At 42.7% G+C, this 24,684-nt stretch carries 24 protein-coding genes and 4 tRNA genes; 8 read left to right on the forward strand and 20 right to left on the reverse strand.

The window, feature by feature from the left end; all coding sequences use genetic code 11:
• Positions 1-18: 18 nt before the first annotated feature.
• The gene (gene rnr / locus FTU35_RS05220) at positions 19-2,442 is read right to left on the reverse strand and encodes a ribonuclease R (RefSeq protein WP_180064558.1); all 2,424 of its coding nucleotides are present in this window, start codon (positions 2,440-2,442) and stop codon (positions 19-21) included.
• 264 nt (positions 2,443-2,706) lie between these two features.
• Here rnr and FTU35_RS05225 point away from each other — a divergent pair.
• From FTU35_RS05225 to FTU35_RS05250, 6 genes are all read left to right on the forward strand, one after another.
• Positions 2,707-2,796, forward strand: a tRNA-Ser gene (locus FTU35_RS05225).
• A gap of 15 nt (positions 2,797-2,811) precedes the next feature.
• Positions 2,812-2,888, forward strand: a tRNA-Arg gene (locus tag FTU35_RS05230).
• Between the two features lie 49 nt (positions 2,889-2,937).
• Positions 2,938-3,014 (forward strand) — tRNA-Arg (locus FTU35_RS05235).
• Positions 3,015-3,226: 212 nt separating this feature from the next.
• Positions 3,227-3,303, forward strand: a tRNA-Arg gene (locus FTU35_RS05240).
• A gap of 193 nt (positions 3,304-3,496) precedes the next feature.
• On the forward strand, positions 3,497-3,994 hold the full coding sequence (locus FTU35_RS05245; RefSeq protein WP_096901373.1) for a YcxB family protein: 498 nt from the start codon (positions 3,497-3,499) through the stop codon (positions 3,992-3,994).
• 40 nt (positions 3,995-4,034) lie between these two features.
• Positions 4,035-4,673, forward strand: coding sequence for a fumarylacetoacetate hydrolase family protein (locus FTU35_RS05250; protein WP_179997259.1), 639 nt, complete (start codon positions 4,035-4,037; stop codon positions 4,671-4,673).
• 71 nt (positions 4,674-4,744) lie between these two features.
• Here the strand turns inward: FTU35_RS05250 and msrA are convergent, their stop codons facing one another.
• From msrA to lgt, 7 genes are all read right to left on the reverse strand, one after another.
• Entirely contained in the window at positions 4,745-5,266 is a 522-nt protein-coding gene (gene msrA / locus FTU35_RS05255) for a peptide-methionine (S)-S-oxide reductase MsrA (protein WP_070153293.1), read from the reverse strand.
• Between the two features lie 62 nt (positions 5,267-5,328).
• Entirely contained in the window at positions 5,329-5,796 is a 468-nt protein-coding gene (locus tag FTU35_RS05260) for an META domain-containing protein (protein WP_004974787.1), read from the reverse strand.
• Between the two features lie 153 nt (positions 5,797-5,949).
• Positions 5,950-7,005: a DUF4105 domain-containing protein gene (locus tag FTU35_RS05265; RefSeq protein ID WP_180044017.1), complete on the reverse strand. Its 1,056-nt coding sequence runs from the start codon at positions 7,003-7,005 to the stop codon at positions 5,950-5,952.
• A gap of 70 nt (positions 7,006-7,075) precedes the next feature.
• Positions 7,076-7,588: a dihydrofolate reductase gene (locus tag FTU35_RS05270; RefSeq protein ID WP_004974792.1), complete on the reverse strand. Its 513-nt coding sequence runs from the start codon at positions 7,586-7,588 to the stop codon at positions 7,076-7,078.
• Between the two features lie 91 nt (positions 7,589-7,679).
• Positions 7,680-8,522 carry a thymidylate synthase gene (gene thyA, locus FTU35_RS05275; protein WP_004974795.1) on the reverse strand — a complete coding sequence of 281 codons (843 nt, stop codon included), beginning with the start codon at positions 8,520-8,522 and terminating at the stop codon, positions 7,680-7,682.
• A 98-nt stretch (positions 8,523-8,620) separates the two neighbouring features.
• The gene (locus FTU35_RS05280) at positions 8,621-9,004 is read right to left on the reverse strand and encodes an AzlD domain-containing protein (protein WP_004974797.1); all 384 of its coding nucleotides are present in this window, start codon (positions 9,002-9,004) and stop codon (positions 8,621-8,623) included.
• Between the two features lie 111 nt (positions 9,005-9,115).
• Positions 9,116-9,925, reverse strand: a complete 810-nt coding sequence (lgt, locus tag FTU35_RS05285; protein ID WP_096901379.1) for a prolipoprotein diacylglyceryl transferase — start codon at positions 9,923-9,925, stop codon at positions 9,116-9,118.
• Between the two features lie 93 nt (positions 9,926-10,018).
• Here lgt and FTU35_RS05290 point away from each other — a divergent pair, with 93 nt between their 5' ends.
• Entirely contained in the window at positions 10,019-10,801 is a 783-nt protein-coding gene (locus tag FTU35_RS05290; protein WP_004974805.1) for an NRDE family protein, read from the forward strand.
• Between the two features lie 40 nt (positions 10,802-10,841).
• On the opposite strand, the gene FTU35_RS05295 is transcribed toward FTU35_RS05290, so the two are convergent.
• The 5 genes from FTU35_RS05295 to rdgB all read right to left on the reverse strand — a co-directional run bounded on the left by FTU35_RS05295 (position 10,842) and on the right by rdgB (position 15,621).
• Positions 10,842-13,157, reverse strand: coding sequence for a PhoX family phosphatase (locus FTU35_RS05295; RefSeq protein WP_131260576.1), 2,316 nt, complete (start codon positions 13,155-13,157; stop codon positions 10,842-10,844).
• 172 nt (positions 13,158-13,329) lie between these two features.
• Positions 13,330-14,115: a twin-arginine translocase subunit TatC gene (gene tatC, locus FTU35_RS05300; RefSeq protein ID WP_180064559.1), complete on the reverse strand. Its 786-nt coding sequence runs from the start codon at positions 14,113-14,115 to the stop codon at positions 13,330-13,332.
• Positions 14,112-14,582 (reverse strand): Sec-independent protein translocase protein TatB, encoded by a 471-nt coding sequence (gene tatB, locus FTU35_RS05305; RefSeq protein WP_019836836.1) that lies wholly within the window; start codon positions 14,580-14,582, stop codon positions 14,112-14,114. The genes tatC and tatB overlap by 4 nt, the downstream gene beginning before the upstream one ends.
• A gap of 18 nt (positions 14,583-14,600) precedes the next feature.
• Positions 14,601-14,825 (reverse strand): Sec-independent protein translocase subunit TatA, encoded by a 225-nt coding sequence (gene tatA, locus FTU35_RS05310; RefSeq protein ID WP_004974820.1) that lies wholly within the window; start codon positions 14,823-14,825, stop codon positions 14,601-14,603.
• A 169-nt stretch (positions 14,826-14,994) separates the two neighbouring features.
• A complete protein-coding gene (rdgB, locus tag FTU35_RS05315) occupies positions 14,995-15,621 on the reverse strand; it encodes an RdgB/HAM1 family non-canonical purine NTP pyrophosphatase (protein WP_154320316.1) in 627 nt (208 codons plus the stop codon).
• A 130-nt stretch (positions 15,622-15,751) separates the two neighbouring features.
• Between rdgB and FTU35_RS05320 the strand changes: the two genes are divergently transcribed.
• Positions 15,752-15,997, forward strand: a complete 246-nt coding sequence (locus tag FTU35_RS05320; RefSeq protein ID WP_257224300.1) for a cytoplasmic protein — start codon at positions 15,752-15,754, stop codon at positions 15,995-15,997.
• A 50-nt stretch (positions 15,998-16,047) separates the two neighbouring features.
• Here the strand turns inward: FTU35_RS05320 and FTU35_RS05325 are convergent, their stop codons facing one another.
• From FTU35_RS05325 to FTU35_RS05355, 7 genes are all read right to left on the reverse strand, one after another.
• Positions 16,048-16,638, reverse strand: coding sequence for a tetratricopeptide repeat protein (locus FTU35_RS05325; protein ID WP_070153255.1), 591 nt, complete (start codon positions 16,636-16,638; stop codon positions 16,048-16,050).
• Positions 16,635-17,228 carry a methionine biosynthesis protein MetW gene (gene metW, locus FTU35_RS05330; RefSeq protein WP_004974832.1) on the reverse strand — a complete coding sequence of 198 codons (594 nt, stop codon included), beginning with the start codon at positions 17,226-17,228 and terminating at the stop codon, positions 16,635-16,637. Before metW ends, FTU35_RS05325 begins: the two co-directional genes overlap by 4 nt.
• Positions 17,228-18,388 (reverse strand): homoserine O-acetyltransferase, encoded by a 1,161-nt coding sequence (locus FTU35_RS05335; protein WP_004974835.1) that lies wholly within the window; start codon positions 18,386-18,388, stop codon positions 17,228-17,230. Before FTU35_RS05335 ends, metW begins: the two co-directional genes overlap by 1 nt.
• Before the next feature lie 93 nt (positions 18,389-18,481).
• Complete coding sequence (gene leuA / locus FTU35_RS05340; RefSeq protein WP_180064561.1) at positions 18,482-20,179, reverse strand: 2-isopropylmalate synthase; 1,698 nt, start codon at positions 20,177-20,179, stop codon at positions 18,482-18,484.
• 224 nt (positions 20,180-20,403) lie between these two features.
• Positions 20,404-21,513, reverse strand: coding sequence for an alpha-hydroxy acid oxidase (locus tag FTU35_RS05345; RefSeq protein WP_180064562.1), 1,110 nt, complete (start codon positions 21,511-21,513; stop codon positions 20,404-20,406).
• Entirely contained in the window at positions 21,510-22,193 is a 684-nt protein-coding gene (locus FTU35_RS05350; RefSeq protein ID WP_180064563.1) for a Fe2+-dependent dioxygenase, read from the reverse strand. The genes FTU35_RS05345 and FTU35_RS05350 overlap by 4 nt, the downstream gene beginning before the upstream one ends.
• 159 nt (positions 22,194-22,352) lie before the next feature.
• The gene (locus tag FTU35_RS05355) at positions 22,353-24,587 is read right to left on the reverse strand and encodes a catecholate siderophore receptor Fiu (RefSeq protein WP_180064564.1); all 2,235 of its coding nucleotides are present in this window, start codon (positions 24,585-24,587) and stop codon (positions 22,353-22,355) included.
• Positions 24,588-24,684: the final 97 nt, after the last annotated feature.

Raw genomic sequence — 24,684 nt, forward strand, 5'->3', positions numbered from 1 at the left:
TTTTTTATTTAGTAAAATTTACTCACCCTTTGCTTTGGCATTGGATTTTTTCTTTTTCACCTTGGTCTTTTTTTTGGCTTTGTCTTTCGGTTTAGCTTCCGACTTCGCTGAGGTTTTTTTACCGTAAGAGCTCGGTTTGCTTTTTGGCTTTTTCTTCGGCACAGGTTGCTCACCGTTTTCACTTAAAGTCGCCTTGCTTGGACGCTCAGAAAAAACTTCTTCAGTGGCTTCACGGCTGAACGGTTTTGCCACGCGCGGTGCGCGCATACGAATAGCACGACCTGCATGGGTGAGTTGCTGCATGAGCTCAAAATCAATTTTGCGATCTTCTAAATTGACAGCCGCGACTTTAATTTTAACTTCATCGCCCAAGCTAAAGCTTTGACCACGTGCTTGTCCAATTAGACTTTGGCTGGCTTGGTCAAATACAAAGAAGTCATCGCCCAACTGGCTGACATGAATCATGCCATCGACATAAAGGTCTTTGAGAGTAACAAATAAACCAAATTCGGCTACTGCAGAAATTACGCCCACAAATTCTTCACCCAAATGCTGCTGCATATAGTGGCATTTTAGCCATGTGGTGACAGAGCGTGAGGCTTCATCGGCACGACGTTCAGTTGCAGAATAATGTTCGCCTGCATCATCTAAAGCTGCGCCCGAAAGTGGTGATGGTTTTTGTTTTAAATGCGCTTTAATGGCACGATGCAACAATAGGTCAGGGTAGCGACGGATTGGTGAAGTGAAATGCGTGTAGGCATCGTAAGCTAAACCATAGTGACCTGAATTATTGGCGCCATAATAGGCTTGCATCATTGAGCGTAATAACACCGCGTGAATACTTGGTGCATCAATACGATCTTTAGTGGCTTCAATCACCGCTTGATAGTCGGCCTGAGTGGGTTGTTCTGGAAAATGTAGCCCAAGTAATTTGACAAAATCACGGACTTTTTGAATACGTGAAAACTCTGGCGGTTCATGCACACGGTACAGCATCGGCACATCATGTTTGAGTGCATATTCTGCTGCTGCGACGTTGGCGAGTAACATACATTCTTCAATCAGTTTATGCGCATCGTTACGGCTGCGCGGCAAAATTTCTTTAATTCCACCTAACTCATCAAAGGTCATGTAGGTTTCAACGGTTTCAAACTCCATGGCATGACGTTCAGCACGTAAACCTTTCAGCACTTGATACAGTTGGAACAGAGTATTTAATGATTTGCACACCTCCCGATCTTCTGGAATTGCCGCACTATCACCCTCAAAATATTGTGCCACTTGAGTATAGGTTAAACGTGCTTTGGAATGCATGACCGATGGATAAAATTCAAAACCTGTGACCCGACCTGCGCGTGACAGTTTTAAATCGCAGACCATACACAAACGGTCAACCTGCGGATTCAGCGAACATAAGCCATTCGATAAAGCTTCAGGCAACATCGGCAATACAAAATGCGGGAAATAGACTGAAGTCCCACGTTCCTGAGCTTCATCATCCAACGGTTTGCCTGTGCGGACGTAATGGCTGACATCGGCAATTGCGACTACGACACGGTAACCACCGCCTGGACGTTTTTCGGCGTATACCGCATCGTCAAAGTCGCGGGCATCTTCACCATCAATAGTCACTAAGGCTAAATCGCGTAAATCAACACGTCCTTCACGGTCTTGGGCTGTCGGTTCTTGAAAGCTTTCGGCTTCTTGAATGACATCTTCAGGAAATTCATACGGCAGACCAAATTCTAAAATGGTTTGCGGAATAATAATTTCAGTTTCGGCTTTGTCTGCCATCGACTGAATAATATGTCCTGTGGCAAATTCTTCGCGGGTTGGATAGTCGTCAATCGCAATGCGCACAGAATCGCTCAATTTAACTTGGGCATGTTCAATTAATTCTTTTTCAAGGGTAATGGGTTGATGGCTATTTGGCTGGGCAGGCTGAATAAAATATTCACCATCGTATTCTGACAATTTACCAATGATTTGTTTGACACGACGCTGGGTGACTTCGGTAATAAACCCCCATGCCTTGCCTTTACGATCTACCGATGTCTGGCGGACTTTGACTTGATCGCCATTAAACACCAAACGTAGTTCGCGTTCAGGCAATAAAATATCTTCATGACCTGCAATATTGGCTGTGCCTAAACCTTTACTGTTGATGTAAACCGTGGCGTCATGAGTCGGTTGTTCTGCAGCCAGCTGGAACTTGAATCCATCTTTCATGAGCTGACCATCACGTACCATGGCAATTAAACGATGGCTCAGGGCATCAATACTTTTTTGATCGGCAATCGCAAAATGCTCTACCAAGTCTGCATGTGACTGTGCCGCTTGCAAGGTTTCAATGGTTTCTAAGATTAAGGTACGGCTTGGAATAGGATTTTCGTAGCGTTCGGCTTCAGCTTTCGCTTCAGGATCGACCCAATTTTTCATCATGGAATAAACTTCATGTCAGAAGATAGGTTTAGCATAAGTCATGTACGGAAAGACTGCACGTAAATGATTGCAATAATGTGTTTTCTGTCGTTATTTTACGATGTTTCTAGTTTTTGTGCAGCGATTGCCAAAAGTTCAGGCGTAATTCTGGTGATGAATCCTGAAAATTGTTTAAAAAATATTTAATTGAGCAAAAATATGCAAAAATTGTGGTATCGAAGCTTGCAGTGCTAGCACTTAATTTGTATTATGGCGGCACGTTACGGTGAGATGGGTGAGTGGCTGAAACCACGTCCCTGCTAAGGACGCATACGGGTAACTGTATCGAGGGTTCGAATCCCTCTCTCACCGCCACGCTTTACTTATGTCGCGCTCATAGCTCAGCTGGATAGAGCACTTGGCTACGAACTAAGGGGTCGGGAGTTCGAATCTCTCTGAGCGCACCAATAAGTAAACCGAACAGTAACGTATCGCCTAAATTGGCACACAAGTAATGCGCTCATAGCTCAGCTGGATAGAGCACTTGGCTACGAACTAAGGGGTCGGGAGTTCGAATCTCTCTGAGCGCACCAACTTAAACAATCAACCGCTTAAATGCGGCTTTTTTGTGCCTGAAATTTAGTAAACTCAAACAATAATCAGTTTATTAAAAAGAATAGCGTACTCATGGTTTTACGTTAAAATTCTTTTGAATCGTCCAATATCTGTGCATTTGATTGCAAAATGATGAATTAATACTTAACAGCCAGAAAAAAACACGTATAATGCACCCCATCAAGTCGTCGCGCTCATAGCTCAGCTGGATAGAGCACTTGGCTACGAACTAAGGGGTCGGGAGTTCGAATCTCTCTGAGCGCACCAACTTGAAATAAAAAACCGCACTTTTGATGCGGTTTTTTTGCATCTACACTATCTAAAAATGATGAAATTTTTGTGTCAAAAGCATGACCATTGTTTTACGTCTGGCTTTGAGCGAATAAACACGAAAAAAATAAGGAAAGTGCTCAATCTAGTGTAAGATTTAGCTCAATTTGAATGACTTGATGATGAGCTTATGTCTGACACGCAGCCAGCATTGTCTTTGCGCTATTTTTTAAATTTAGAAGAATCTCAAGACGGCTTTGCCCTTGCGACTTTTGGTAAAAAACAATTTACCCGTTTTATTACACCGTTGATTAGTGTGGCGATTATTGCTTGGGGCTTTTATTTGGGCTTCGATGGGGTAGGTCGCTATTATGTTGCACTCGGTGCTTTCTTTTTAATCTTGCAAACTTTAATGCGTTATTGGTTTTTGCCAATGATGTTTAAACGCCAGTTTGTAAAATACCAATTTGGAAAAAGCGAGCAAGGCATTGATTTATTTCAGGACTATGCCGAGCTGTATGCCAATGGTCGTAAACAGGTATTTCATTATAACGAGGTGCAAAATTTCGCTGTGGGTAAACTCACCTATATGCTGGAATTAAAAAATCGTACAGTGGTGATTGTACCGAAACGTGCATTTAATCTGCCTGCAGAACAAACGGTTTTTGAAAATACTTTTAAAAAGTAAGTTCTAATTTTCCCAATTTACGAGTTATTCGAGGATGATCATGAGTACACGTCCATCTAAAATTGTCTGTGTCGGTCGCAGTTATGCAGACCATGCCAAAGAATTAGGTAATGCTGTACCTGATCATCCTGTGTTATTTATTAAACCGCCAAGCAGTTTACGCAGTTTAAGTGATGGGATTACGTGGAATAAGGTCTGGGGCAATTGTCACTATGAATGTGAATTGAGTTTACGCATTGACCAGCCTTTAAATGCAGACACAGATCCTGCCAAAGTATTGGATGCTGTAGGTGCAGTGACTTTGGGCTTGGATTTAACTTTGCGTGAATTGCAGGATGAACTTAAGAAAAAAGGACAGCCGTGGGAACGAGCCAAAGCGTTTGACGGTTCTTGTGTGTTGGCAGATTGGGTGGATGTATCGGAAATTCAGGACTGGAAAAACGTGCAATATTGTTTGGACATTAATGATGAATTACGTCAGCAAGGCGATACCAGTTTATTGATTTTTGATATTGTGGCATTGTTGGCAGATATTAGCCAAGTATTTAGTTTAGAACCTGGTGATGTGGTAATGACTGGTACACCTGCAGGGGTGGCAGCATTACAGTCGGGCGATCAGTTGAAGATGACCTTACAAGGACGTACTCAGGCATTTGTCTGGACGACTTTTGTAAAATAAATAGTGGTGTAAACGGTGATGTCATCAAAAGATGAGTATCACCGTTTTGTACTTGCTTTTAAATCCAATGGTTATACTTTCAGTAAATGCTGAAATTTACTGCGTAATTTATTCAGTTTCGGTGGAATGGAAAAATTGCAGTAGCCCTGATTTGGATTTTTGGCAAAGAAATTCTGATGATAGTCTTCTGCAGGGTAAAATTCAGGTGCTGCACTGAGTTCAGTCACAACATTCACACCTTCAGCTTGTAATGCTGCAATCATCTCGGTGGCAGCTTGTTGCTGTGTAGCATCTAAATAATAAATCACAGAGCGGTATTGTGTGCCGACATCATTGCCCTGACGGTTTAATGTGGTTGGGTCGTGTGTGGCAAAAAACACCTCAAGTAATTGTGAATAGCTGATCTGCTGCTCATCAAAATCAATCAAAATGACTTCTGCATGTCCGCTGTCGCCACGGCAAATATCTTCATAGCTTGGGTTTAAGGTATGTCCACCTGCATAACCGCTGGTGACTTTTTCTACGCCTTGCAGTTGTAAAAATACGGCTTCGACACACCAGAAACATCCGCCACCAAACAATGCTTGTTGCATGATTTTGTCCTTATATTTTATGAATAAACCATTTTAAGCCTGTCTATTATTAGGCTTAGCCGTTAACGTGCAGCCGTTGGTGTTTCAAATTGAATCAGTAAATTTCCATGGCGATCTAGCAATTTCAGGGTTTTACCATAGACCTGATAATGCGTCACTTTATTTAGGGCTTCATGAAATTTCTGATCTAAGTTGTTGTTATTTAAGCAAGCCATTCGCGTGGTTGCCAATTGCCCCAATTGTAGGGTGTCACGTCCTGCGACATAACTACCGCTGAGTCGGTTACAACTATCTGAACCTGTGACTGTTTGTGTGGCGGCATCAAAGTTTAAATATGGCAAGTTTTGGCGGTTTGCTTCTGTTTTTAACATGCTGTTGCCCAATTGCGTAGCAGTCCATGTACGTTGTACTAAGTTGGCTTGATTGATTGCGCTAATTTGGCTTGCACTCGTTTGAGTTGGCATAGTTTCACATCCTGATAAAGCAATCATTGCACCCAATAAGGTGATCCCGAAGTATTTTTTTAGCATGGAATGATCTCTAATTTTTTGAAATTGTTGCTATCTAAACAAATTATGCGCCGTGGCTCTAGTTAAATTTGTATGTTTGCTGCAACTTTTTCCAAGATATGGTGTGGTTTTTTCTCTGAATTGATTGTATCTGCGCAAAATGACCAAAATAGGTCAGGGCAGCACTTTGTTCTGATAAGTCGGATGCGAATAAGGCGTGCTGATGTTTGCTGAAGAATCGAGCTGCACGCCTTGTCGAATGAGCGCGGAAAAGTCTTGGCTGTGGATATCTTTTAAGTTTTCCACACGTGGGTTAATGTGGGCACGTTGATACCAAGTTTGCATATCCCAACGATGATCCAGCGCATGCAAATCATATAAATAATTGGGTAAATAACCCGAAGCAAACAGACGATAGTCGGCAGGGAAACGTTTTTGAGATACTGCCTGAATCATGTCAAACAGCAGCGTGGTGCAATTACTGGTCAACGTATTATACCAATGCGCTTTGGCGGCTAAAGCATCGGCTTTATGCAGATATTCCTGAAACAGTGCTTGTGCTTCTTGTGGATTGAGCTGGATCGGGAAAAAATAAACTTGCTCACCCCGAATATTGCTGCGGGTGTAGATGATATCTTTTTCATCGGCAGCGACAAGGCTGAGTTCATATTGCCGAAAGAAGCCACCAATCGCAGAAAACTCTTCGTGTTTTTCTTTGCGAATTTCAATGGAAAAGGTGAGTGGCGCTTGATCGGCAAAGTCAAAACTGACTAAGGTATGCGCAATTTTTGGCCCCATCCAGTAAGAGGTGATGATATTCACCCCCGTAATCTGTTTCAGGTTAAATTGGCGGGTTTCCCAACGTTCGGTATAGCGACCATCGGCATGCCAGTCAAAATTGCGGACATTGTGCAGCGTGACCTGATCTTGTACTTGTTCATAATGCAGCATACGGGCTACTTCAGGGTTCCAGTCACGGTCTTGCTTGGCATCCATCCCAAAATACCAAAACAGCCCCAAGGTAAAACCCAAAAGATAAACCAAAATATCCTGATTGCGACTGAGCAAATGCTGAGTGATATAAATGCCCAAAATGCTGAGGGTGAAGGCTAGCCAAGTCCCAATCAGCACACGGCTCATTAACCAACCCAAAGGCTGATGAATCCACAAGGCCATACTGAGCCAAATAGAAGAAAGAACGACACCTAAACTGAAGATGAAATGCAGCATCCGCCATTCCTGAGGCAAAGTTAAATTCCGTTTAAGTCATCATAATCAAATATTGCCAAGGCTGTCAGCATTATTTTTGATAGCGGGCAAACTCAAAGGCAATCCCTGATTTTTCATCGACATGCTGTTCTGAGGCCACTTTTTTAAACTCGGCAGGAATGGCAGGATAATGCGCATCTCCCTGAACATCCAATTCAATATGCGTCAGTTCCAAACGGTCAGCAATCGGCATGGTTTGGCTAAAAATTTCACCACCACCAATAATAAATAAAGTGTTTGGTTTTTCTGAGGCTTGAACATCGGCAACGGCTTGTTGCAAGGCATCTTCAATGCTATGCGCCACTTTTGTGCCTTCAAATGCCCAGTTTGGGTCGCGGGTAATCACCCAATTGACACGTTTAGGCAGGGTGCGTCCCATCGACTCCAAGGTTTTGCGTCCCATAATCACCACGCCACCTTGGGTGATTTCTTTGAAGTGTTTTAAGTCTGCCGAAATATGCCACGGCAATTGGTTACCCTGACCAATGCAGCGTTGTTGATCCATAGCGACTACGTGTACAACTTCTAAATTTTGAAATGACATAATTCGGCTCGTATTTTCTTAGTCTGCCAAGCATCTTTTGGGGACGTTGGGGCAATTTAAATGTTGAGATGATAAATCTAGCAACAGGCAATTAAACAGCGACAGGTGCTTTAATTGCAGGATGTGACTCATAGCCTACAATTTCAATATCTTCAAATTTAAAATCGAAAATATCTTTGATTTCAGGATTGAGTTTTAACTGACATAACGCCAGTGGTTCACGGCTTAGCTGTAACTGTGCCTGTTCAAAGTGGTTGGCATATAAATGCGTATCGCCACCTGTCCAGACAAAATCTCCGACTTCTAAATCACAGACTTGCGCGATCATGTGGGTTAGTAAAGCATAGCTGGCAATATTAAAAGGCACGCCTAAAAACACATCGGCACTGCGTTGATATAGCTGGCATGAGAGTTTGCCGTTGTGCACAAAAAACTGGAATAAAGTATGGCAAGGCGGTAAAGCAACTTGACCTGCTTCTTTCGGGTTCCAGCCTGACACGATTAAACGACGTGAATTTGGATTGGTTTTAATTTCATTGATTAACCATGCAATTTGGTCAAAACCATCTTGCTCATACAGACCATCGGCTTTTTGTGTTGCACCAAAATTACGCCATTGATGTCCGTACACTGGGCCAAGTTCACCTTCAGGACGACCAAAGCGCGCGGTTTGTTCTGCGGTAGACCATTCATCCCAAATACTGACTTTATGTTCTTGTAGATATTTGACGTTGGTATCGCCTTTTAAAAACCATAACAGCTCAATTACGATAGAACGGAAATGTACTTTTTTGGTAGTCAGCAGTGGAAAACCTTGTGCAAGGTTAAAACGCATTTGGTGCCCAAACACTGAACGTGTGCCTGTTCCGGTACGGTCACCTTTGTCGCCACCATGGTCAAGAATATGTTGGAGTAGGTCTAAATACTGGCGCATAGCGTTCTCTGGTCAAGCAAAAGAAATATTTTTTGTTTGGGCAATTCGATGCCCAGTAAATCAGAAAGAATAATAGCAGAGTTTTTAAAGTTGTGACTTTATTGTGTGTCGGAAGCGTGATGTTGATGCAGTAAAGCCAACGGCGAAAACAGGCAAATAGCCAAAGCGGTAAAGCCAATGCCTTGAGCGCCCGACAGTAAAATTTCACCGTGTTGAATCTGCATGAAAATTATTGCGAGTAACAACGCCAGTGGAATCCAAGTCAATAGTCGTGCCAACCAACCTGTGGGATGTTGTGCAGTAAAATGAATTTTGCAGTAACGACAAATTAAAAAAACAATACCTGTGGCCAGAAACATTAAAATCGCATCGAGCTTTAAGGGTTCTAAGAAGTATACCGCTGCAGTGACCAGCGCGATCACCATCAGCAGGGCAATTTTCTTTGTGACCGCAACCTGTGGGTTAAACCAAAATTCAAGCATGTGAGATATTGATGTCTGAAAAGTGTAAGTAATAGATAGCACTGTAGCATAAAAAAGGCGAAGATTGACTTCGCCTGAATGGATGAAACCTGCATTTAAATGGGTAGTAGCTTAGCTGTTTTTTTGCGGCCCCCAATCATAAATTTTCTTTTGATAGGCATACCACATCATCCAGAAACCGACCAAAATCATTGGTAAGCTCAGGAATTGTCCCTTACTCATCCATGCAATAAAGAGCTGACCATGATCGGGTTCGCGGAAAAATTCGACAACAAAGCGCGCCAAACCATAACCAATCAGGAATAGGGCAGACACTGCCATGCGTGGACGTGGCTTTGAACTAAACCACCACAGTACAATAAACAGGATTAGACCTTCACATAAGGCTTGATACAATTGCGATGGATGACGTACCAATTGTAAAGGATCGGTCGGGAAAATCATCCCCAAAGCAAAATTCGGATCGGTCACAGGGCGACCATATAATTCACCACCAATAAAGTTACCAATACGACCAAACATTAGACCTGTAGGTACACATGGGGCAATAAAATCCAAAGTTTGAAACCACGTCATTTTGTATTTTTTACACCAGAACAGCATGGCTAAAATCACGCCCAGAAAGCCGCCATGGAAACTCATGCCGCCTGTCCAGACTTGGAATAACCACAGTGGATTTTCCAAAAATTGTTCAAAGCCGTAGAAAAACACATAACCGACACGTCCACCAATCACCACGCCCAAAGCGCCGTAAAAGATCAGGTCGGAAACCATGTCTGGTGTCCAGCCACGTTGTTTGGCACGGTAAGTTGCCAAACCCCATGCAAATAAAAATGCCAGTAAATACATCAAGCCATACCAATGGACTTGTAAAGGCCCGAGCGAAATAGCAACGGGGTCAATATTTGGATAGGTGAGCATTCCTGTTCCTTGTGATTCTGTTTTGCACAGATTTTAGCTGAATGTGATGAAAAATGTTGTACATTCAATGTGTAAAGATCAAGAGTTTAAATTATGTGTATTGTGGCATTGGCTTGGCAGGTCTTGACAGACACACCACTGTGTTTGATTTCAAATCGAGATGAGTTCTATCGGCGTCCGACAGCAGCACTGGCAGCATGGTCTGATAGTCCAATTGTTGCAGGGCAAGATTTAGAATCGGGCGGTACGTGGATGGGCATTACCCCATCGGGACGCTGGGCTGTGATTACCAATTATCGTGATGCGAATGATGTTCGTGAATATCCAACTTCACGTGGGCATATTATTCAGGCTTTTTTAGAATCTGAGCAAACGCCTATCCGTTTTGCGCAAGCCTTAGAAAAACAGCAATGTGAATATGCAGGTTTTAATTTATTTGTGGGTGACACCACTCAAGCGGTGTACATGAGTAACCGTGGAGAAGCGCCGCAGGTTTTAGCTAAAGGCGTTTATGTGGTGTCGAATGGATTGATGAGTGACCCTTGGGAGAAAACTGCACGCTTACGCAAACGCTTTACGCAGGAGTTTTTACCGATGCTGCAATTGCCTGATCTTGCAACGGCAGAGCTAAATGCTGCGGCGTGGGATATTTTGCAAGATGAACGCAAAGTTGCATCTGAATTGTTACCGCAAACAGGGATTTCATTGGAGATGGAAGCGTTGTTGTCATCGACTTTTATTCAAAGTCCACTTTACGGTACACGTTGTTCCAATTTTTTACGTATGCAGGCGCAGCAATTTACATGGCTGGAAAAAACACAATATGGTGAGCAAAAGGGAGATATTGTGCAGCAACAGTTGAACATTGAGGCATAAAAAATGCCGACGTGATGTCGGCATATTTAATTTATGGATGTTATCCAGCAATTGCTTTGCCGTCTTTACGGGTGATGACAACCGTTGCTGAACGAGGACGTGCAGTTTTATTGTTCATGTCAGTTTGTGTTGCAGGCCAATGGCTGCTTGGCGCATCAAAACTCTTTGAATCTTCACCTGGGTGCTGAACGTTAATAAAGATTGCTTTGTAGTCAGGTGTCATGGTTACACCTGTAATTTCACATTCTTTTGGCCCAACAAGGAAGCGACGTAAGTTTTTATCGGTGACTTGAGCACCAGCAATTGTACTTTGATCACCAACAGTTTTTACAACACCGCCATCACCAACTTGACCAGGTAGTGCTGCTAACATCATACAGTTTGTAACATCTGTATATGCGCCATCATCTGTTTGAATCCAAAGAACACCACGTGGGTCAAACCACATACCATCTGGACTTGAGAAGTCGTTTGCATCGCTTAAATTAGAAAGGTTAATTGTCGGATCCATACTTGCTTCAGCACCAAATAGATAGATATCCCATTCAAATGATGTTGCTGCAGTATTCTCTTCTTTAAAGCGGATAATATGACCATTGACGTTACCTTTACCACCTTCAGGATCGGTGTAGTTACGTGGGTTTGCAGGATCTGTTGCATAGCTTGAACCACGGTTCGAGTTATTGGTTAAAGTCACGTACACTTCACCATTTTCAGGGTTTACAGCAACCCATTCTGGACGATCCATTTTTGTAGCTCCTACAGCATCTGCTGCAAGACGAGCAAAAGTAAGGACATCCGCTTGTGAGCTAAATGGGTAAATAGCGTTTGTTTCGGTTAAGCCATTTTTACCATAAGCCAGTTCAATCCACTCTCCTGTGCCTGATGCATTAAATTTAGCGACATAGAATTTCCCTGAATTCATATATTTGTCGCCAGCTCGATAGCCACCATTCACATCTTTAGGATCCCATGTTGCATCTGATACAAATTTGTAGATGTACTCACCGCGCGAGTCATCGCCCATATAGAATGCAAATTTTTGCCCTTCAATTGCGCGGCTGGCGCGACAGTCTTCGTGAGCAAAACGACCTAATGCAGTACGTTTTACTGGGTTTGAGCGGCTATCGAATGGATCAATTTCTACAATCCAGCCAAATGTATTTGGCGCATTACGATAGTCTTGAGTTGCAGACTCTTTGGTTACGTTAGCAGCCCAACGATCATACATGTCTTGAGATTCAAAACCAGCTTCTGCTGTTTCCCAACCATAGCGTGAAGATTTATTCAAATACACGATGCGATCTTGCTCATCGCGTTCTGGAATTTTTTTACCATCAGCATCTAAAATATAAATGATGTTGTTTTTCGCATCACGTTTAACACTACCGTCTGCATTTTTTTCAGTTTGATAAGAGATCTCTAAGCCTAAGCCATAGCGTTTAAGTGCTATTTTTTCAGCTTCACTACGGGCTGAGTATTGGTCTGTACCTGAGCGTTGGAAATAACCAATAAAATTTTCTTCAGCAGTTAAATAAGTGCCCCATGGTGTATAACCATTACCACAGTTATTTTGTGTGCCTCGAGTTTGACGACCAGCGGGAGAGAATGCTGTGTGCAGTAATGGAGAACCAGCTACAGGCCCTGCAAAATCCATGACAGTCGAAGCTGTAATACGACGGTTAAATGGTGATGACTTCACAATCTCTACAGCTTGAGTTTCAGCATTTTTCTTAATATGAACGACTGAAACACCGTGTGCATTTACTTCACGAATCACTTCATCTTCTGGGCGACGTCCATCCTTTTTAGTTGCGCCTTTTGGATGTAAGAAGGTTTGGTTGATATATTCGTGGTTCAAAACCAATAAGCCATGATCTGATGCATTTTCATCATAACGACCAGTTTTAGTACTTAAGCCAAAATAGCTCATGCCATCGTGACAGTCACCAGAGCGGAATTGGAAACTTGGGCCAGATGGAACATCTGCATCTGCATTCCAATTGCTATAAGAAGGATTGATTGAGTCACCTAAAGCATATAATACAGTTGCTTGGTAACCTTCAGGAACAGTAACAATATCATTTAAATTTTTATCTACAGCTTTAAATGTTAATGTTTCAGGCTTGGTATTGGGTTCTTCTTTACTTGTTGGTGGTGTTACATTTGTATCTTCATCATCATCACTACATGCAGATAAAGAAGAAGCTAAAGCTAAAGCTGCTGCACCGCTTGCAGTTTTTTTAATTAAACTGCGACGGCTCATGCGTTGTTCTAGAATGTCACGAAAGTGCGTATTGTCTGAAGTGTTATTATCTAACTCTTGATCTTCATTGTAAGGCATAAAATCAGTCATTTTTTTTCCTAGCAAATTGCTTAGTCGTTTGAAAGTTATATGTAAATTAGTGGCTAAACATGACATGCGGGTTAAGCTTATGTGTCAAACTGATTAAATCCGTTCAGTTGTGATCTACACGCACAAAAAAAGAAGCAACCATGTGCTTCTTTTTAAAATTCAATATTTTAGATTAGCTGTGACTGACTCGGCGCTTCTCAATTAATTTGCCAAAAAACAAACCAATTTCAAACAGCATCCACATCGGAATGGCAAGCATGATCATCGATAAAGCGTCTGGCGGTGTGACAAACATGGCCACAAAAAAACAGCCAACAATAATAAAGCGACGTTTTTCAACCAAAGTTTGCGTAGACACGACACCAATCATAATCAGCAAAAGTGTGACAATTGGAATCTCAAAGGTAAAACCAAAAACCAAAAACAGCTTCAAACAAAACGTAAGATAGCTATTAATGTCGGTCATCGGGGCGACTGTTTCAGGGGAAACGCTAATGAAAAAGTGCAGAATGGATGGCAAGGCGACAAAGTAAGCAAAGCTAATTCCGATATAGAACAAGCAAATACTGCCGATCAGCAAAGGCAGCGCCAAACTTTTTTCTTTTTCATATAACGCTGGTTTTACGAATGCCCAAATCTGATACAAAATAAATGGCATCGCAATGAACAGCGCGACAAAAAAGTTTAGTTTAAACGGCGCCATAAAGGTTGCGGTAACATCAGTCGCAATCATGGTTGATGTATGTGGCAACTGTGCACGTAATGGTTCCGACAATACTTGATAAGTTTTATTGGCAAAGGGCAATAAACAGAAGAATAAGGCAAGAATAAGCCCTACAATTTTAAAAAGATGATTACGCAGCACCATCAAGTGCTTGATAATTGGCATTTCTTCTAATGCGACTTGCTCTGCCTTCACAGGCAAATGTGAAAGCTCAGAAGCGTTTGATTGGCTCATACTGCAACCTTCATTTCAGTATAGGGCGCTGTAGTATGTTGTAGCGCAGATAAATTTGAATGTGATGTCATTTTAGTTTTAGGGAGTAACACCGCAGAGGTTTTTTCAGTATTTAAAACCAAGGTGTAATGATGCTGTTGTAAGGTATTTTTTGATACGGCATGCGGGGAATGTGTGCTTTTTGCAGTTGTATCTTCAAATATTTTTTCTTGCTGCATTTCATGCATTTGTGCTTGCATCTTTGCTTCAAGTTCCTGAATACGCGCCATTTCTTGCTGCATTTGCTCGCGTAATTCAGATAAACGCAATTCGCGGTCAATGTCATTTTGAACATTACTGACCATACGTTTAATTTTAGCGTACCACTTGCCGACAAAACGCGCTGCTTCAGGGAGTTTTTCAGGACCCAGCACCAATAATGCAATGATGCCGAAAATCAGCAGTTCCGTCATTCCAATATTGAGCATAATCTCAAACCCTCAGCCTTAATGCTTTACAGTCGAATTTACATCACTGCTATTGGCTTGATGTTCAATCGTACGAGGTTCTTTCAGTTGCGCCGCTTCTGCCTCATCATCTTTTATTGATTTTTTAAAATCTTTGACCGCGCCACCTACATCTTTACCTAAGTTTTTAAGCTTAGATGTACCAAATAATAAAATGACCACAATTGCAAAAATCAGCACGTGCCAAATAGATAATCCTGCCATGATTTAGACCTCTCAATAGTTGAGCCTATCTCAACAGGTCTGTATGACAATGCGGTGACGAATGTGTTGCGATTTGACGACAAGGGATGTTTGACCTGATTTGTAAAGCTTGAAAATAAAACAGCCCGTGTTTGAAAACGGGCTGTAAGATCAATCACATCTGTTAAATCTAAGCTTGTAAACTTGCTTTAAACAGTTGCATCGCCTGACCACGGTGACTGATTTTATTCTTTTCTGCTTTCGACATTTCTGCGCTCGACACTCCCAATTCAGGCAACCAAAAGAGCGGGTCATAGCCAAAACCATTTTCACCACGAGCTTCTGCTAAAATCTCGCCTTTCCAAATACCTTGGAAAATTTGTGGTAATGGATCATCGGCATGTTCAACCAAAGCCAAAACACAAACAAACATACCTTCAATTGCTGCGCCGTCTTGACGTAGTGGTTTGAGTTTATTCAAAAGTTTTTCATTGTTGGCTGCATCATTGCCATGTTCGCCTGCAAAACGTGCAGAATAAATCCCCGGTGCGCCGCCTAAAATAGGCACACATAAACCAGAGTCATCTGCAATGGCAGGCTTTCCTGAAATTTTTGCGGCATGGCGTGCTTTTAAAATGGCATTTTCAACAAAGCTCAAACCATCTTCAACAGCATCTTCAATATTTAGTTGACCTTGCGGAATCACTTGCACAGGCAAGTCTAATTGCGCAAACAGGGTTTCAAATTCTGCAATTTTTCCCTTGTTATTGCTTGCTAAAACCAAAGTACCTTGAGCGCGCCAATCAGTTACAGCCATAATTCAGATCTTAATTCAAAATAATATTGGATATTTTAACGGATTTTGCAGACTTAAAAGTTTAATCTTGCACAGATTTGTTTTCATACATGCTAATAATATTTAGGTTTCAAAAAGTAGGGGAATCATGATGAGCAAAATATCAGAGATTTACCGTTATTCGAGTCAGCACCGCGCATTACTGCAGCAAAGTGAGCGTTGTGGCTGTTTTTACTGTCTGGAAACTTTTGCTTATAGCGAAATTGAAGATTGGTGTGATGATGAGCAAACCGCAATTTGTCCGCATTGTGGTATAGATGCGGCATTAGGTTCTGCTGCAGTAGAAGAATTCAGTCCTGAACTGCTACAGGCCATGCAGGCAGTTTATTTCGGATAAAACAAAAAGCACCCGAAGGTGCTTTGAGATCACTTCAAACGTAGTTAAATTTATTGCGCTTGAATCCATTGGTCTGCGCGGTCACGTGCTTGACGAATTTGTTCTTGAGTTAAGTTAGCTGCCAAAGCGGTTTTCTTACCTTCAGACAAAGAAATTACTTTATTGTCGAGCATGCCATCACGGGTAGATAACTCATACCACTGATACGCACCCATATAGTTTTTCTTTTGTTCTTCCATCATGGCAAGGTTAAAGCTGGCACGGTTATCACCACGGCTAGCCGCCTTTTCAAAATATTGACGTGCTAAGACTTCGTCTTTTTTCGTGCCAATACCATCTGCCAACATACGACCTACATTTAATTGCGCAGCCGATAAACCTTGATCTGCCGCAGCTTTGTACCAAGCAAACGCTTGACGGCTGTCTTGTTGAACGTCTTTACCTTGTTGATATTTTGTCGCTAAGTAAAATTGTGCGCCTGCCTGACCTGCTTTGGCTGCTTTAATCAAGCCATTAATATCCATGGTTGAATATTGAGCCGCTTGGCTCGCTACAGAAGATGATGGTGAAACATAATCTGCATGGGCTTGAATGCTCAACAGTCCAACCAATAGCGTGGTGCTTAATAATAGTTTTTTCATAGAGCGCTCACTCGATAAATTGCGACTTCACCAAACAAATTAGGCAGATGCTTACTGAGTAAACTATCTTGTTGATTCCCATTCACGGCAAGTCGGTTAATGATGCGAATATTATTTTCGGCACAAAGTGCCTCAAAATCACGAAACGTACACAAATGAATATTTGGGGTGTTGTACCACATATAAGGTAATGCATCTGAAACAGGCATTTTCCCTTTTAAGGCAAGAAAAGAGCGAGTCTTCCAATGCGCAAAGTTCGGAAAGGTAATAATTGCCTGTTTACCCACACGTACCATATCTCTTAATAATACGTCAGGTGCATCTACTGCTTGCAAGGCTTGTGCCATGACCACATAGTCAAAAGACTGGTCTGCAAAACGGCTAAGCCCCAAATTCAAGTCTTGTTGGATGATATTTAACCCGCGACTGATCGCAATTGCAATCTTTTCTTGATCAATTTCTAATCCGTATGCACGAATATTATGCTGTTTGCTCATGTGTGCCAACAGTTCACCATCGCCACAACCCAAATCGAGTACTTTAGAATTGGGTTTAATCCACTTTTCGGCAAGTTGCTGATCAAGACGCATTACACGGCCTCCTGTGGGGTTGCTTGAAGATGTTCTGTTCCGCCCAAGAATGCACGCATGGCTTTCACGTACAGTGGAATTGGGAACAAGAACGAGTCGTGTCCTTGTTCGGCATCAATATCTAAATAGCTGACAGGTTTATGATTGCTAATTAGCGCATCCACAATTTCCTGCGAACGCTCAGGGCTAAAGCGCCAGTCGGTGGTAAATGACACCACTAAAAACTTGCATTTTGTATTCGCCATGGCTTTTTGTAAGGATTGCTCGTATTCACGTGCAGGATCAAAATAATCGAGTGCCTTGGTCATAATTAAATAAGTATTGGCATCGAAGTTACGGCTAAATTGCTCGCCTTGATAGCGTAAATAGCTTTCGACCTGAAATTCGACATCAAAACCATACATAAATTTGCCTGATTTTAAGTCACGACCAAATTTCTGTTTCATGGCCTCTTCAGACAAATAGGTGATATGTCCGACCATGCGTGCCAAAATCAATCCACGTTTTGGATAGCTGTCATGTTCCAAATAACGCCCATGATGAAAATCTGGGTCAGATAAAATGGACTGACGTGCGACTTCGTTAAAGGCAATATTTTGTGCAGACAGTTTTGGTGCACTGGCAATAATCACGCATTTTTTCAGACGGTCAGGATAATCTACCGACCACTGCAAGGCCTGCATACCACCCAAAGAGCCGCCAATAATCGAATACCAGACCTCAATGCCTAAACGATCAGACAGCATGGCTTGGGTTTTTACCCAATCTCGCACCGTAACTAACGGGAAGTCTGGGCCATAAGGACGGTTGTCATTTTCAGGGTTAGGCGATGTGGGGCCAGTAGAACCGTTACAGCCGCCAATATTGTTTAGCGCCACCACAAAGAAACGACTGGTATCAATGGCTTTTCCAGGGCCAATACAGGCATCCCACCAACCTGCTTTTTTATCATCGGCATGATGATAACCCGCAGCATGGTGATGCCCTGATAGTGCATGACAGATCAGAATCGCATTGGATTTATCGGCATTGAGCGTGCCGTAGGTTTCGACCATCAGTTCGAAGCGGGGTAGAACACGGCCACATTCGAGCTCTAGGGGTTCTTCAAATTGGAACTTTTCTGGAACAACAATGCCTACTGAGTCAGCTGGAAAAGACACGGGAATAATTCGCCTTAAATCCTGAGGATGAATAAACAAAAGGATACCACTTGGGGTATCCTTTTCAAAATGCTTTTATGCGTTTGCAGCGCTTTAAACTGCGGCAGCAACCACTTGATCCGTGCTTAATACACCTTGCTCAATCAAGCGATTTGTACAAGCAATGATCGCATCAATTGATGAAGTCACAATGTTGTCATGAACCCCTGCACCAAATGCAGATTTACCTGTGCCTTTCACTTGCAATTCAATTAAAGCCAACGCTTTTGCATGTGCACCCGAGCTAATGCTGCGCTCTTCGTAGTTCAAGACATCAATTGGCAATTGCAATGCGTTTAAAATCGCTGAAATTGGGCCATTGCCTTCGCCACGTAAGTGCTGCGTTTCACCATTTACTACAACATCTAGTTCAATGACCTGATTGCCATTTTCATCAGACAATTTGTAGTTTTGTGTTGCATATTGTGCATCTTTTACCGCAACGTAAGTTTCTTTAAACAAGTTCCAAATTTCGCTTGCGCTAATTTCTGTACCTTGTTCATCGGTACGTTGTTGCACAATTTGCGAGAATTCGATTTGTAAACGACGCGGCAAAGTCACGTTGTAGTTCGATTCTAACAAGTAAGCAATACCGCCTTTACCCGATTGTGAGTTGACACGAATCACTGCGTCATAGTCACGACCTAAATCTTTCGGGTCAATTGGCAAGTAAGGCATATCCCAAATTTCTTCATTTTTCTGGAACTCAAAACCTTTCTTAATTGCGTCTTGGTGTGAACCAGAGAATGCAGTAAAGACTAAGTCACCTGCGTACGGATGACGAGGGTGTACTGGCAAGCCTGTGCATTCTTCAACTGTTGCAATAATTTCGTTGATGTTTGAGAAATCCAACTCTGGTGCAACACCTTGGGTGTACATGTTCAACGCAATCGCAGCAACGTCTACGTTACCTGTGCGCTCACCGTTACCAAATACACAACCTTCTACACGGTCTGCACCCGCCATGATGGCCAATTCAGAAGCGGCAATACCACAACCACGGTCATTGTGACAGTGTACTGAAATGATCACGCCATCACGACGCGCAATGTTGCGGTGCATCCATTCCACTTGGTCGGCATACACGTTTGGTGTAGACACTTCTACCGTTGCAGGCAAGTTTAAAATCACTTTATTGGTTGGCGATGCTTCCCAAATTTCAGTCACGGCATCACAAACATCTTTAGCCACTTCCAACTCAGTTGCAGTAAAACATTCTGGGCTGTACTGGAATACCCATTCTGTTTCAGGTTGCTTCGCTGCGTATTCTTTTACTTTGCTAGCTGCATTGATCGCCAATTGTTTGGCACCCGCAACATCAACATTCAAGACTTTGTTGCGGAAGGTTGGCGAGTTGGCATTATAAATATGCACAATCGCACGTTTAGCACCTTGTAAAGATTCAAAAGTACGTGCGATTAAATGGTCACGCGCTTGTACCAAGACTTCAATATACACGTCATCTGGAATATGACCTTCTTCAATCAATTTACGCGTGAAATCGAAGTCAACTTGAGATGCCGATGGGAAACCAATTTCGATGTGTTTAAAACCAATTTTCACAAGCATTTGGAACATTTTGAATTTTTGTTCGATGTTCATTGGCTCAAAGATCGCTTGGTTACCGTCACGTAGGTCGGTACTCATCCAAATTGGCGCTTTGGTAATTTCGTTATTTGGCCATTGGCGGTCTGGTAAATCGACACGCTGGTACATACGACGGTATTTTTTGCTTGGATCTGCCAACATCATGTGAAAACTCCTTGAATAGTAGCGGTTGCATCGCGTGGATAACGGCAACTTACTATAAATATAGATTGTGTCTATTCTATCAATTTACAAGCTGTTTTCAGGAGGCTATCGCTAAAAGTAGAATCATGGCACTTGTAAACCAATATCTGTATCTTAATTGATCTGCAAGGGTAATAATTCCCTGTTTTTTACATATACGGCATGTGCTGTGAAATATTTTTCGGCTATTGGCTGTTTTGGTGATAAATATAACTGCTGTTGATTAGTTCGATGCAGTTTGTTCCCATAAGTGCCATTGTGACTTCAAATTCTTCTTTTAACAACTTGATAGTATGCGCTGCCCCTAGCGCGCCTGCAACTGCCAAGCCATAAATATATGGACGACCGACCAAAACTGCATTTGCTCCCAAGGCCAGTGCTTTAAAAATATCTGTGCCACGGCGGATACCACTGTCCAATAGAATAGGGAAATCGTGCGGTAAAATTTTTCGGATAGTACTTAAAACTTGAATTGGACTGACTGCGGTATCTAAAACTCGACCACCGTGATTAGACACAATAATCCCTTGTACGCCGTATTGATACGCCTGTTGTGCATCGGCAGGGTGTAAAATACCTTTGAGTAAAATAGGGAGCGGGCTGCGTTGTACCAGCCAAGCAATATCTTCCCATGTGGCGGCTTGCTGCATTAAGCCATCAAATAGAGCATGCTGATTGTCTTTGAGGGTTGCTGTACTCACAAGATGATGATGCACTGCCTGAATATGTGCGGGTAACTGAAAGTAAGCACGACGTTCACGATCTCGAATACCCATGTGCGGTGCATCTACAGTCAGAACAATGGCTTGATAGGCATAATGTTGCGCTTGAAAAATCAAATCCAAAGCAGCTTTACGACTGCCTTGCCAATACAGTTGAAACCATTTTGCCGCGCCCGAAACCTGATTCAGTGTGCTCATTGAAGTGGTACTTAAATGACTGAGAATCATGGGGGCTTGTAGGGCGGCTGCCGCTTGCGCTGTAGCAATTTCCCCCTGTGGATGAAACAGTTGTTGGTAAGCCACGGGTGCTAAAAAAATTGGGTGTGGATACTGTTCGCCCAAGAGCTGAATTTGCGTATTTGCCCCTGCAAAAGTATTTAAATGACGGGGCAATAATTGAATATCGGCAAACGCACGTAAATTGTTGTTCAGACTATATTCATCGCCTGCAGCGCCTTCTAAATTGGCCCAAGTGGCTGCATCTAAATGTAATTGCGCCTGTTTTTGATAGTCGGCAATGGTGTGTAAATGTGGCGGGATGTGATTCAAAGCTGCCAATGGCGTGGTATTCATAACTGACTCCATTGACGAATCAGATTGTGATAATGTGCGGTTAGTGCCAATACTTCTGCTGTATCTCCAAGTTGTTGACGCAATTGCAAAATAGTCATATCTAAATTGAACAGCATACTGCGTTGCCAGTCATCTTTTACCATACTTTGACACCATGTAAACGCTGCAATTCGTTGACCTGCTGTAACAGGTTCGACCCGATGTAAACTGGTAGCAGGGTACACGATGGCATCGCCTGCATTGAGTTTAACCGCATGGCTACCGTAACTATCTTCAATGATCAGTTCACCGCCCTGATATTCTTCAGGCTCACTTAAAAATAGGGACATGGATACATCGGTGCGAATCGGGCGTCGTACTTGTGCACAATATTGCACGGCATTATCGACATGATTGCCATAAGTTCCTGTGTTTTGATAACAATTGAACATGGGTTGCAGAATGTGCAGCGGCAAGGCAAAGGACTGCAATAAAGCCTGTTGTTTTAGTGCACTGAGGATGTCTTGTGACAGAGTTACATAGCTCGGATGCTGCAGGTCAAATTGTAAATTCTGTTTAATTTTCTGTGCTTGAGCCCCTGCACTGAGTTGACCATTTTGCCATGCATCTGCGGTGTCCAATTCAGCACGAATTCGTTGGACTTGAATTTTGCTGAGGACCTCTGGAATGTGAAGCATCATACCGATTCTTCCTGAAAAAGTTTGAATTCAAACTGCTGAACATTCTACAGCGTTGTTCGGCATGCAAAGTTCGAGCAATAGATGGTATGAAAAATAATCTATCGCTCGAATCTAAATCTGTAGCCTGTTTTAAGCGGGCTACTACAGATTTGCTATAACTTAGAACTTGTAGTTTAAGCTGATTGCTGCCGAGCGTGGCTGCCCAAGCACGACGCGACCACCACCATTGTTTAGCGTGCTGATGTATTCTTTATCGGCAAGGTTATAAAGGTTTAAATTTAACGAGGCATTTTTGTTGAAGTTGTAGCCTGCCAATGCATCAAACACGACATAGCCTGGAATATTTGGCATGTTGGCTGGTGCGTTGCTGTCAGTCACAACACGTTTTTGTTCATCGACATAACGCGCGCCCAAACCTAATTTAAAGCCCGCCCAGTCGTAGGTTGACCATAAACTTGCAGTCCATTCAGGCGACCAACGTTCCGATAAGGTTGTGGCACTCGTTGAACGTTGATTGAGTTGTTTCACTTTCATGTGCGCAACGCCTGCAGACAAATTCCAGTTTTCGGTCATTTGACCAACGGCACTCAACTCAATGCCATCGACCCGTTTTTTACCCTCTTGTACAGCAAGCTGAGAAATTGGATCTATAGTCGATTGATTTTCATTTTCTGTACGATACGCTGCAGCAGCCAAAGCCAGCTTGCCTTGTAGTAACTCCCATTTGCTGCCTACTTCATAATGATGGGTTTCTTGAGGCTTGGCATTGATTGCGTCATTGCCCGATTCAGACAGCGTGAAGTTGGTGCTGCCGGGTGGCGTTAGTGATTTTGCATACGCAGCGTAAATGCTGCTATTTAACGTAGGCTTATACACAGCGCCAAGTTTCCAACTGAACAGCGTATCGTGGGTGCTCAGATCTGTGGCCACCAAAGCATTTCCCCCACGTGGCAGAGTAAGCCCTTGATAATCTGTTTCATAATAATCGACCCGTACGCCACCATTCAGTTGAAAACGCTCCCCAAATTTTAGAGTATCAAATAAATATGCGGCTGCCGTTTGGGTTTCACCATCGGTATAACCGCCATTATAAATAAGCGCTGGCATGGCTTGATTGCGGTCTGGGTGATAAAGATTGGCCCACGGTGTATCGGCAGTGGCTTCGCCAGGCATCTGGGTTGCCATGAGTTTGCTAGATTGCTGTTCTTTTAAAAACTCCATGCCTGCAACAACATCATGCTGTACTGCCCCCGTTTTGACACTCCAGTTTAAAGTGCTTTGATTGGCCAGAATTTTATTTTCTTGATCGACGCCTTGGCGGGAGCGGTTCACTTCCCATTCGGCAGGGTTTGATGAACCATTGGTTCGAAGACCATTTGCACCTGTATTGATGCCTGTTAAAACCCGATTCATGTGGGTTTTCGCTACACGGGTGATATTGGTCAGTTTGAGTTGATCGGTTAAATCACTTTCAATTTTTGCGGTGAACATATCAGCATCGACATCTTCATAGTCATTGACATGACCATAAAAATTCTCCCGATTAACTTTAGGCGCAGTGGCTAACAGTGAATCGGTATTGTAAAAGCCTTGCATGCCCACAGTTGGAATGCCACCATCTGGAATATTGCGTTGTCTGATGTGTTGAGAATATAAATAAAGGCGTGTGGCAGTGTTTAATCCAAAGGCAATAGAAGGGGCGATGGCATAACTATTGTTTTCAATATAGTCACGTCCTTCTATGCCGCCTTCTTGCCCCATTACATTTAGACGAAATGCGGTATTTGGATTGATGGCCTGGTTAATATCTGCAGAAAGTCTTGTATGTTGTGCTGTGTTGTAAGTTGCAGAAATTTCCTGACTGCTTTCACTTTGCGGTAATTTGCTGACTAAATTGATATAACCCGATGCTGCACCACGACCCGCTTCTGAACCCGATGGGCCTTTGACAACTTCAATTTGATCAATGTTAAATACATCACGGCTGATTGCGCCTAAATCTCGGACACCATCAACATAGGTCGAGGTTTGGGTGGAAAAACCACGCATTTGAAAGGCATCGCCAGCACTAGTATTGCCATTTTCTCCCAATTGTAGAGTAATGCCTGGTGTATTGCGTAAGGCTTCAACTAAGGACGTTGCGCCTTGTTCTTGTAGCATTTCTTTTTTAATCACAGAAATTGTTTGTGGGGTATCCAACAACGGCTGTGTATATTTTGCAGAACTTAAACGGTCTGCCTTGTATTTGCTTTCGGCTTCTGATTTAACCGTAATGGTGGGTAAGTGGGTGACGTCATCTTCAGGGCTTGCGGCATGTGCAAGTAGTGGAAGAGAGGCGGCTAAAGCCATCAGTTGCGCAGAGCGATTGTGTTTGCGGCTTTTGATCTGTGCCATTTATGGTATTTCCCTAAATGTAAACCAACAGGAGGCCACGCTTTATTCAGCGTTTTTAGTTCAAAATGAATAAAGTGTGAAGTTGTTGTTATGACGT

Origin of the sequence: Acinetobacter sp. YH12095 (genome assembly GCF_013419245.1) — a bacterium.
Classification (GTDB): Bacteria; Pseudomonadota; Gammaproteobacteria; order Pseudomonadales; family Moraxellaceae; genus Acinetobacter; species Acinetobacter towneri.

Coding starts and splice junctions, on each gene's coding strand:
- tatB (WP_019836836.1), bottom strand. CDS start 14,582: ATGCTCAATATTGGAATGACGGAACTGCTGATTTTCGGCATCATTGCA.
- tatC (WP_180064559.1), bottom strand. CDS start 14,115: ATGAGCCAATCAAACGCTTCTGAGCTTTCACATTTGCCTGTGAAGGCA.
- FTU35_RS05280 (WP_004974797.1), bottom strand. CDS start 9,004: ATGCTTGAATTTTGGTTTAACCCACAGGTTGCGGTCACAAAGAAAATT.
- FTU35_RS05295 (WP_131260576.1), bottom strand. CDS start 13,157: ATGACTGATTTTATGCCTTACAATGAAGATCAAGAGTTAGATAATAAC.
- FTU35_RS05245 (WP_096901373.1), top strand. CDS start 3,497: ATGTCTGACACGCAGCCAGCATTGTCTTTGCGCTATTTTTTAAATTTA.
- FTU35_RS05345 (WP_180064562.1), bottom strand. CDS start 21,513: ATGAATACCACGCCATTGGCAGCTTTGAATCACATCCCGCCACATTTA.
- lgt (WP_096901379.1), bottom strand. CDS start 9,925: ATGCTCACCTATCCAAATATTGACCCCGTTGCTATTTCGCTCGGGCCT.
- FTU35_RS05270 (WP_004974792.1), bottom strand. CDS start 7,588: ATGTCATTTCAAAATTTAGAAGTTGTACACGTAGTCGCTATGGATCAA.
- metW (WP_004974832.1), bottom strand. CDS start 17,228: ATGCGTCTTGATCAGCAACTTGCCGAAAAGTGGATTAAACCCAATTCT.
- thyA (WP_004974795.1), bottom strand. CDS start 8,522: ATGCGCCAGTATTTAGACCTACTCCAACATATTCTTGACCATGGTGGC.
- leuA (WP_180064561.1), bottom strand. CDS start 20,179: ATGATGTTGGCAGATCCAAGCAAAAAATACCGTCGTATGTACCAGCGT.
- rdgB (WP_154320316.1), bottom strand. CDS start 15,621: ATGGCTGTAACTGATTGGCGCGCTCAAGGTACTTTGGTTTTAGCAAGC.
- tatA (WP_004974820.1), bottom strand. CDS start 14,825: ATGGCAGGATTATCTATTTGGCACGTGCTGATTTTTGCAATTGTGGTC.
- FTU35_RS05325 (WP_070153255.1), bottom strand. CDS start 16,638: ATGAAAAAACTATTATTAAGCACCACGCTATTGGTTGGACTGTTGAGC.
- msrA (WP_070153293.1), bottom strand. CDS start 5,266: ATGCAACAAGCATTGTTTGGTGGCGGATGTTTCTGGTGTGTCGAAGCC.
- FTU35_RS05260 (WP_004974787.1), bottom strand. CDS start 5,796: ATGCTAAAAAAATACTTCGGGATCACCTTATTGGGTGCAATGATTGCT.
- FTU35_RS05320 (WP_257224300.1), top strand. CDS start 15,752: ATGAGCAAAATATCAGAGATTTACCGTTATTCGAGTCAGCACCGCGCA.
- FTU35_RS05350 (WP_180064563.1), bottom strand. CDS start 22,193: ATGATGCTTCACATTCCAGAGGTCCTCAGCAAAATTCAAGTCCAACGA.
- rnr (WP_180064558.1), bottom strand. CDS start 2,442: ATGATGAAAAATTGGGTCGATCCTGAAGCGAAAGCTGAAGCCGAACGC.
- FTU35_RS05355 (WP_180064564.1), bottom strand. CDS start 24,587: ATGGCACAGATCAAAAGCCGCAAACACAATCGCTCTGCGCAACTGATG.
- FTU35_RS05265 (WP_180044017.1), bottom strand. CDS start 7,005: ATGCTGCATTTCATCTTCAGTTTAGGTGTCGTTCTTTCTTCTATTTGG.
- FTU35_RS05250 (WP_179997259.1), top strand. CDS start 4,035: ATGAGTACACGTCCATCTAAAATTGTCTGTGTCGGTCGCAGTTATGCA.
- FTU35_RS05290 (WP_004974805.1), top strand. CDS start 10,019: ATGTGTATTGTGGCATTGGCTTGGCAGGTCTTGACAGACACACCACTG.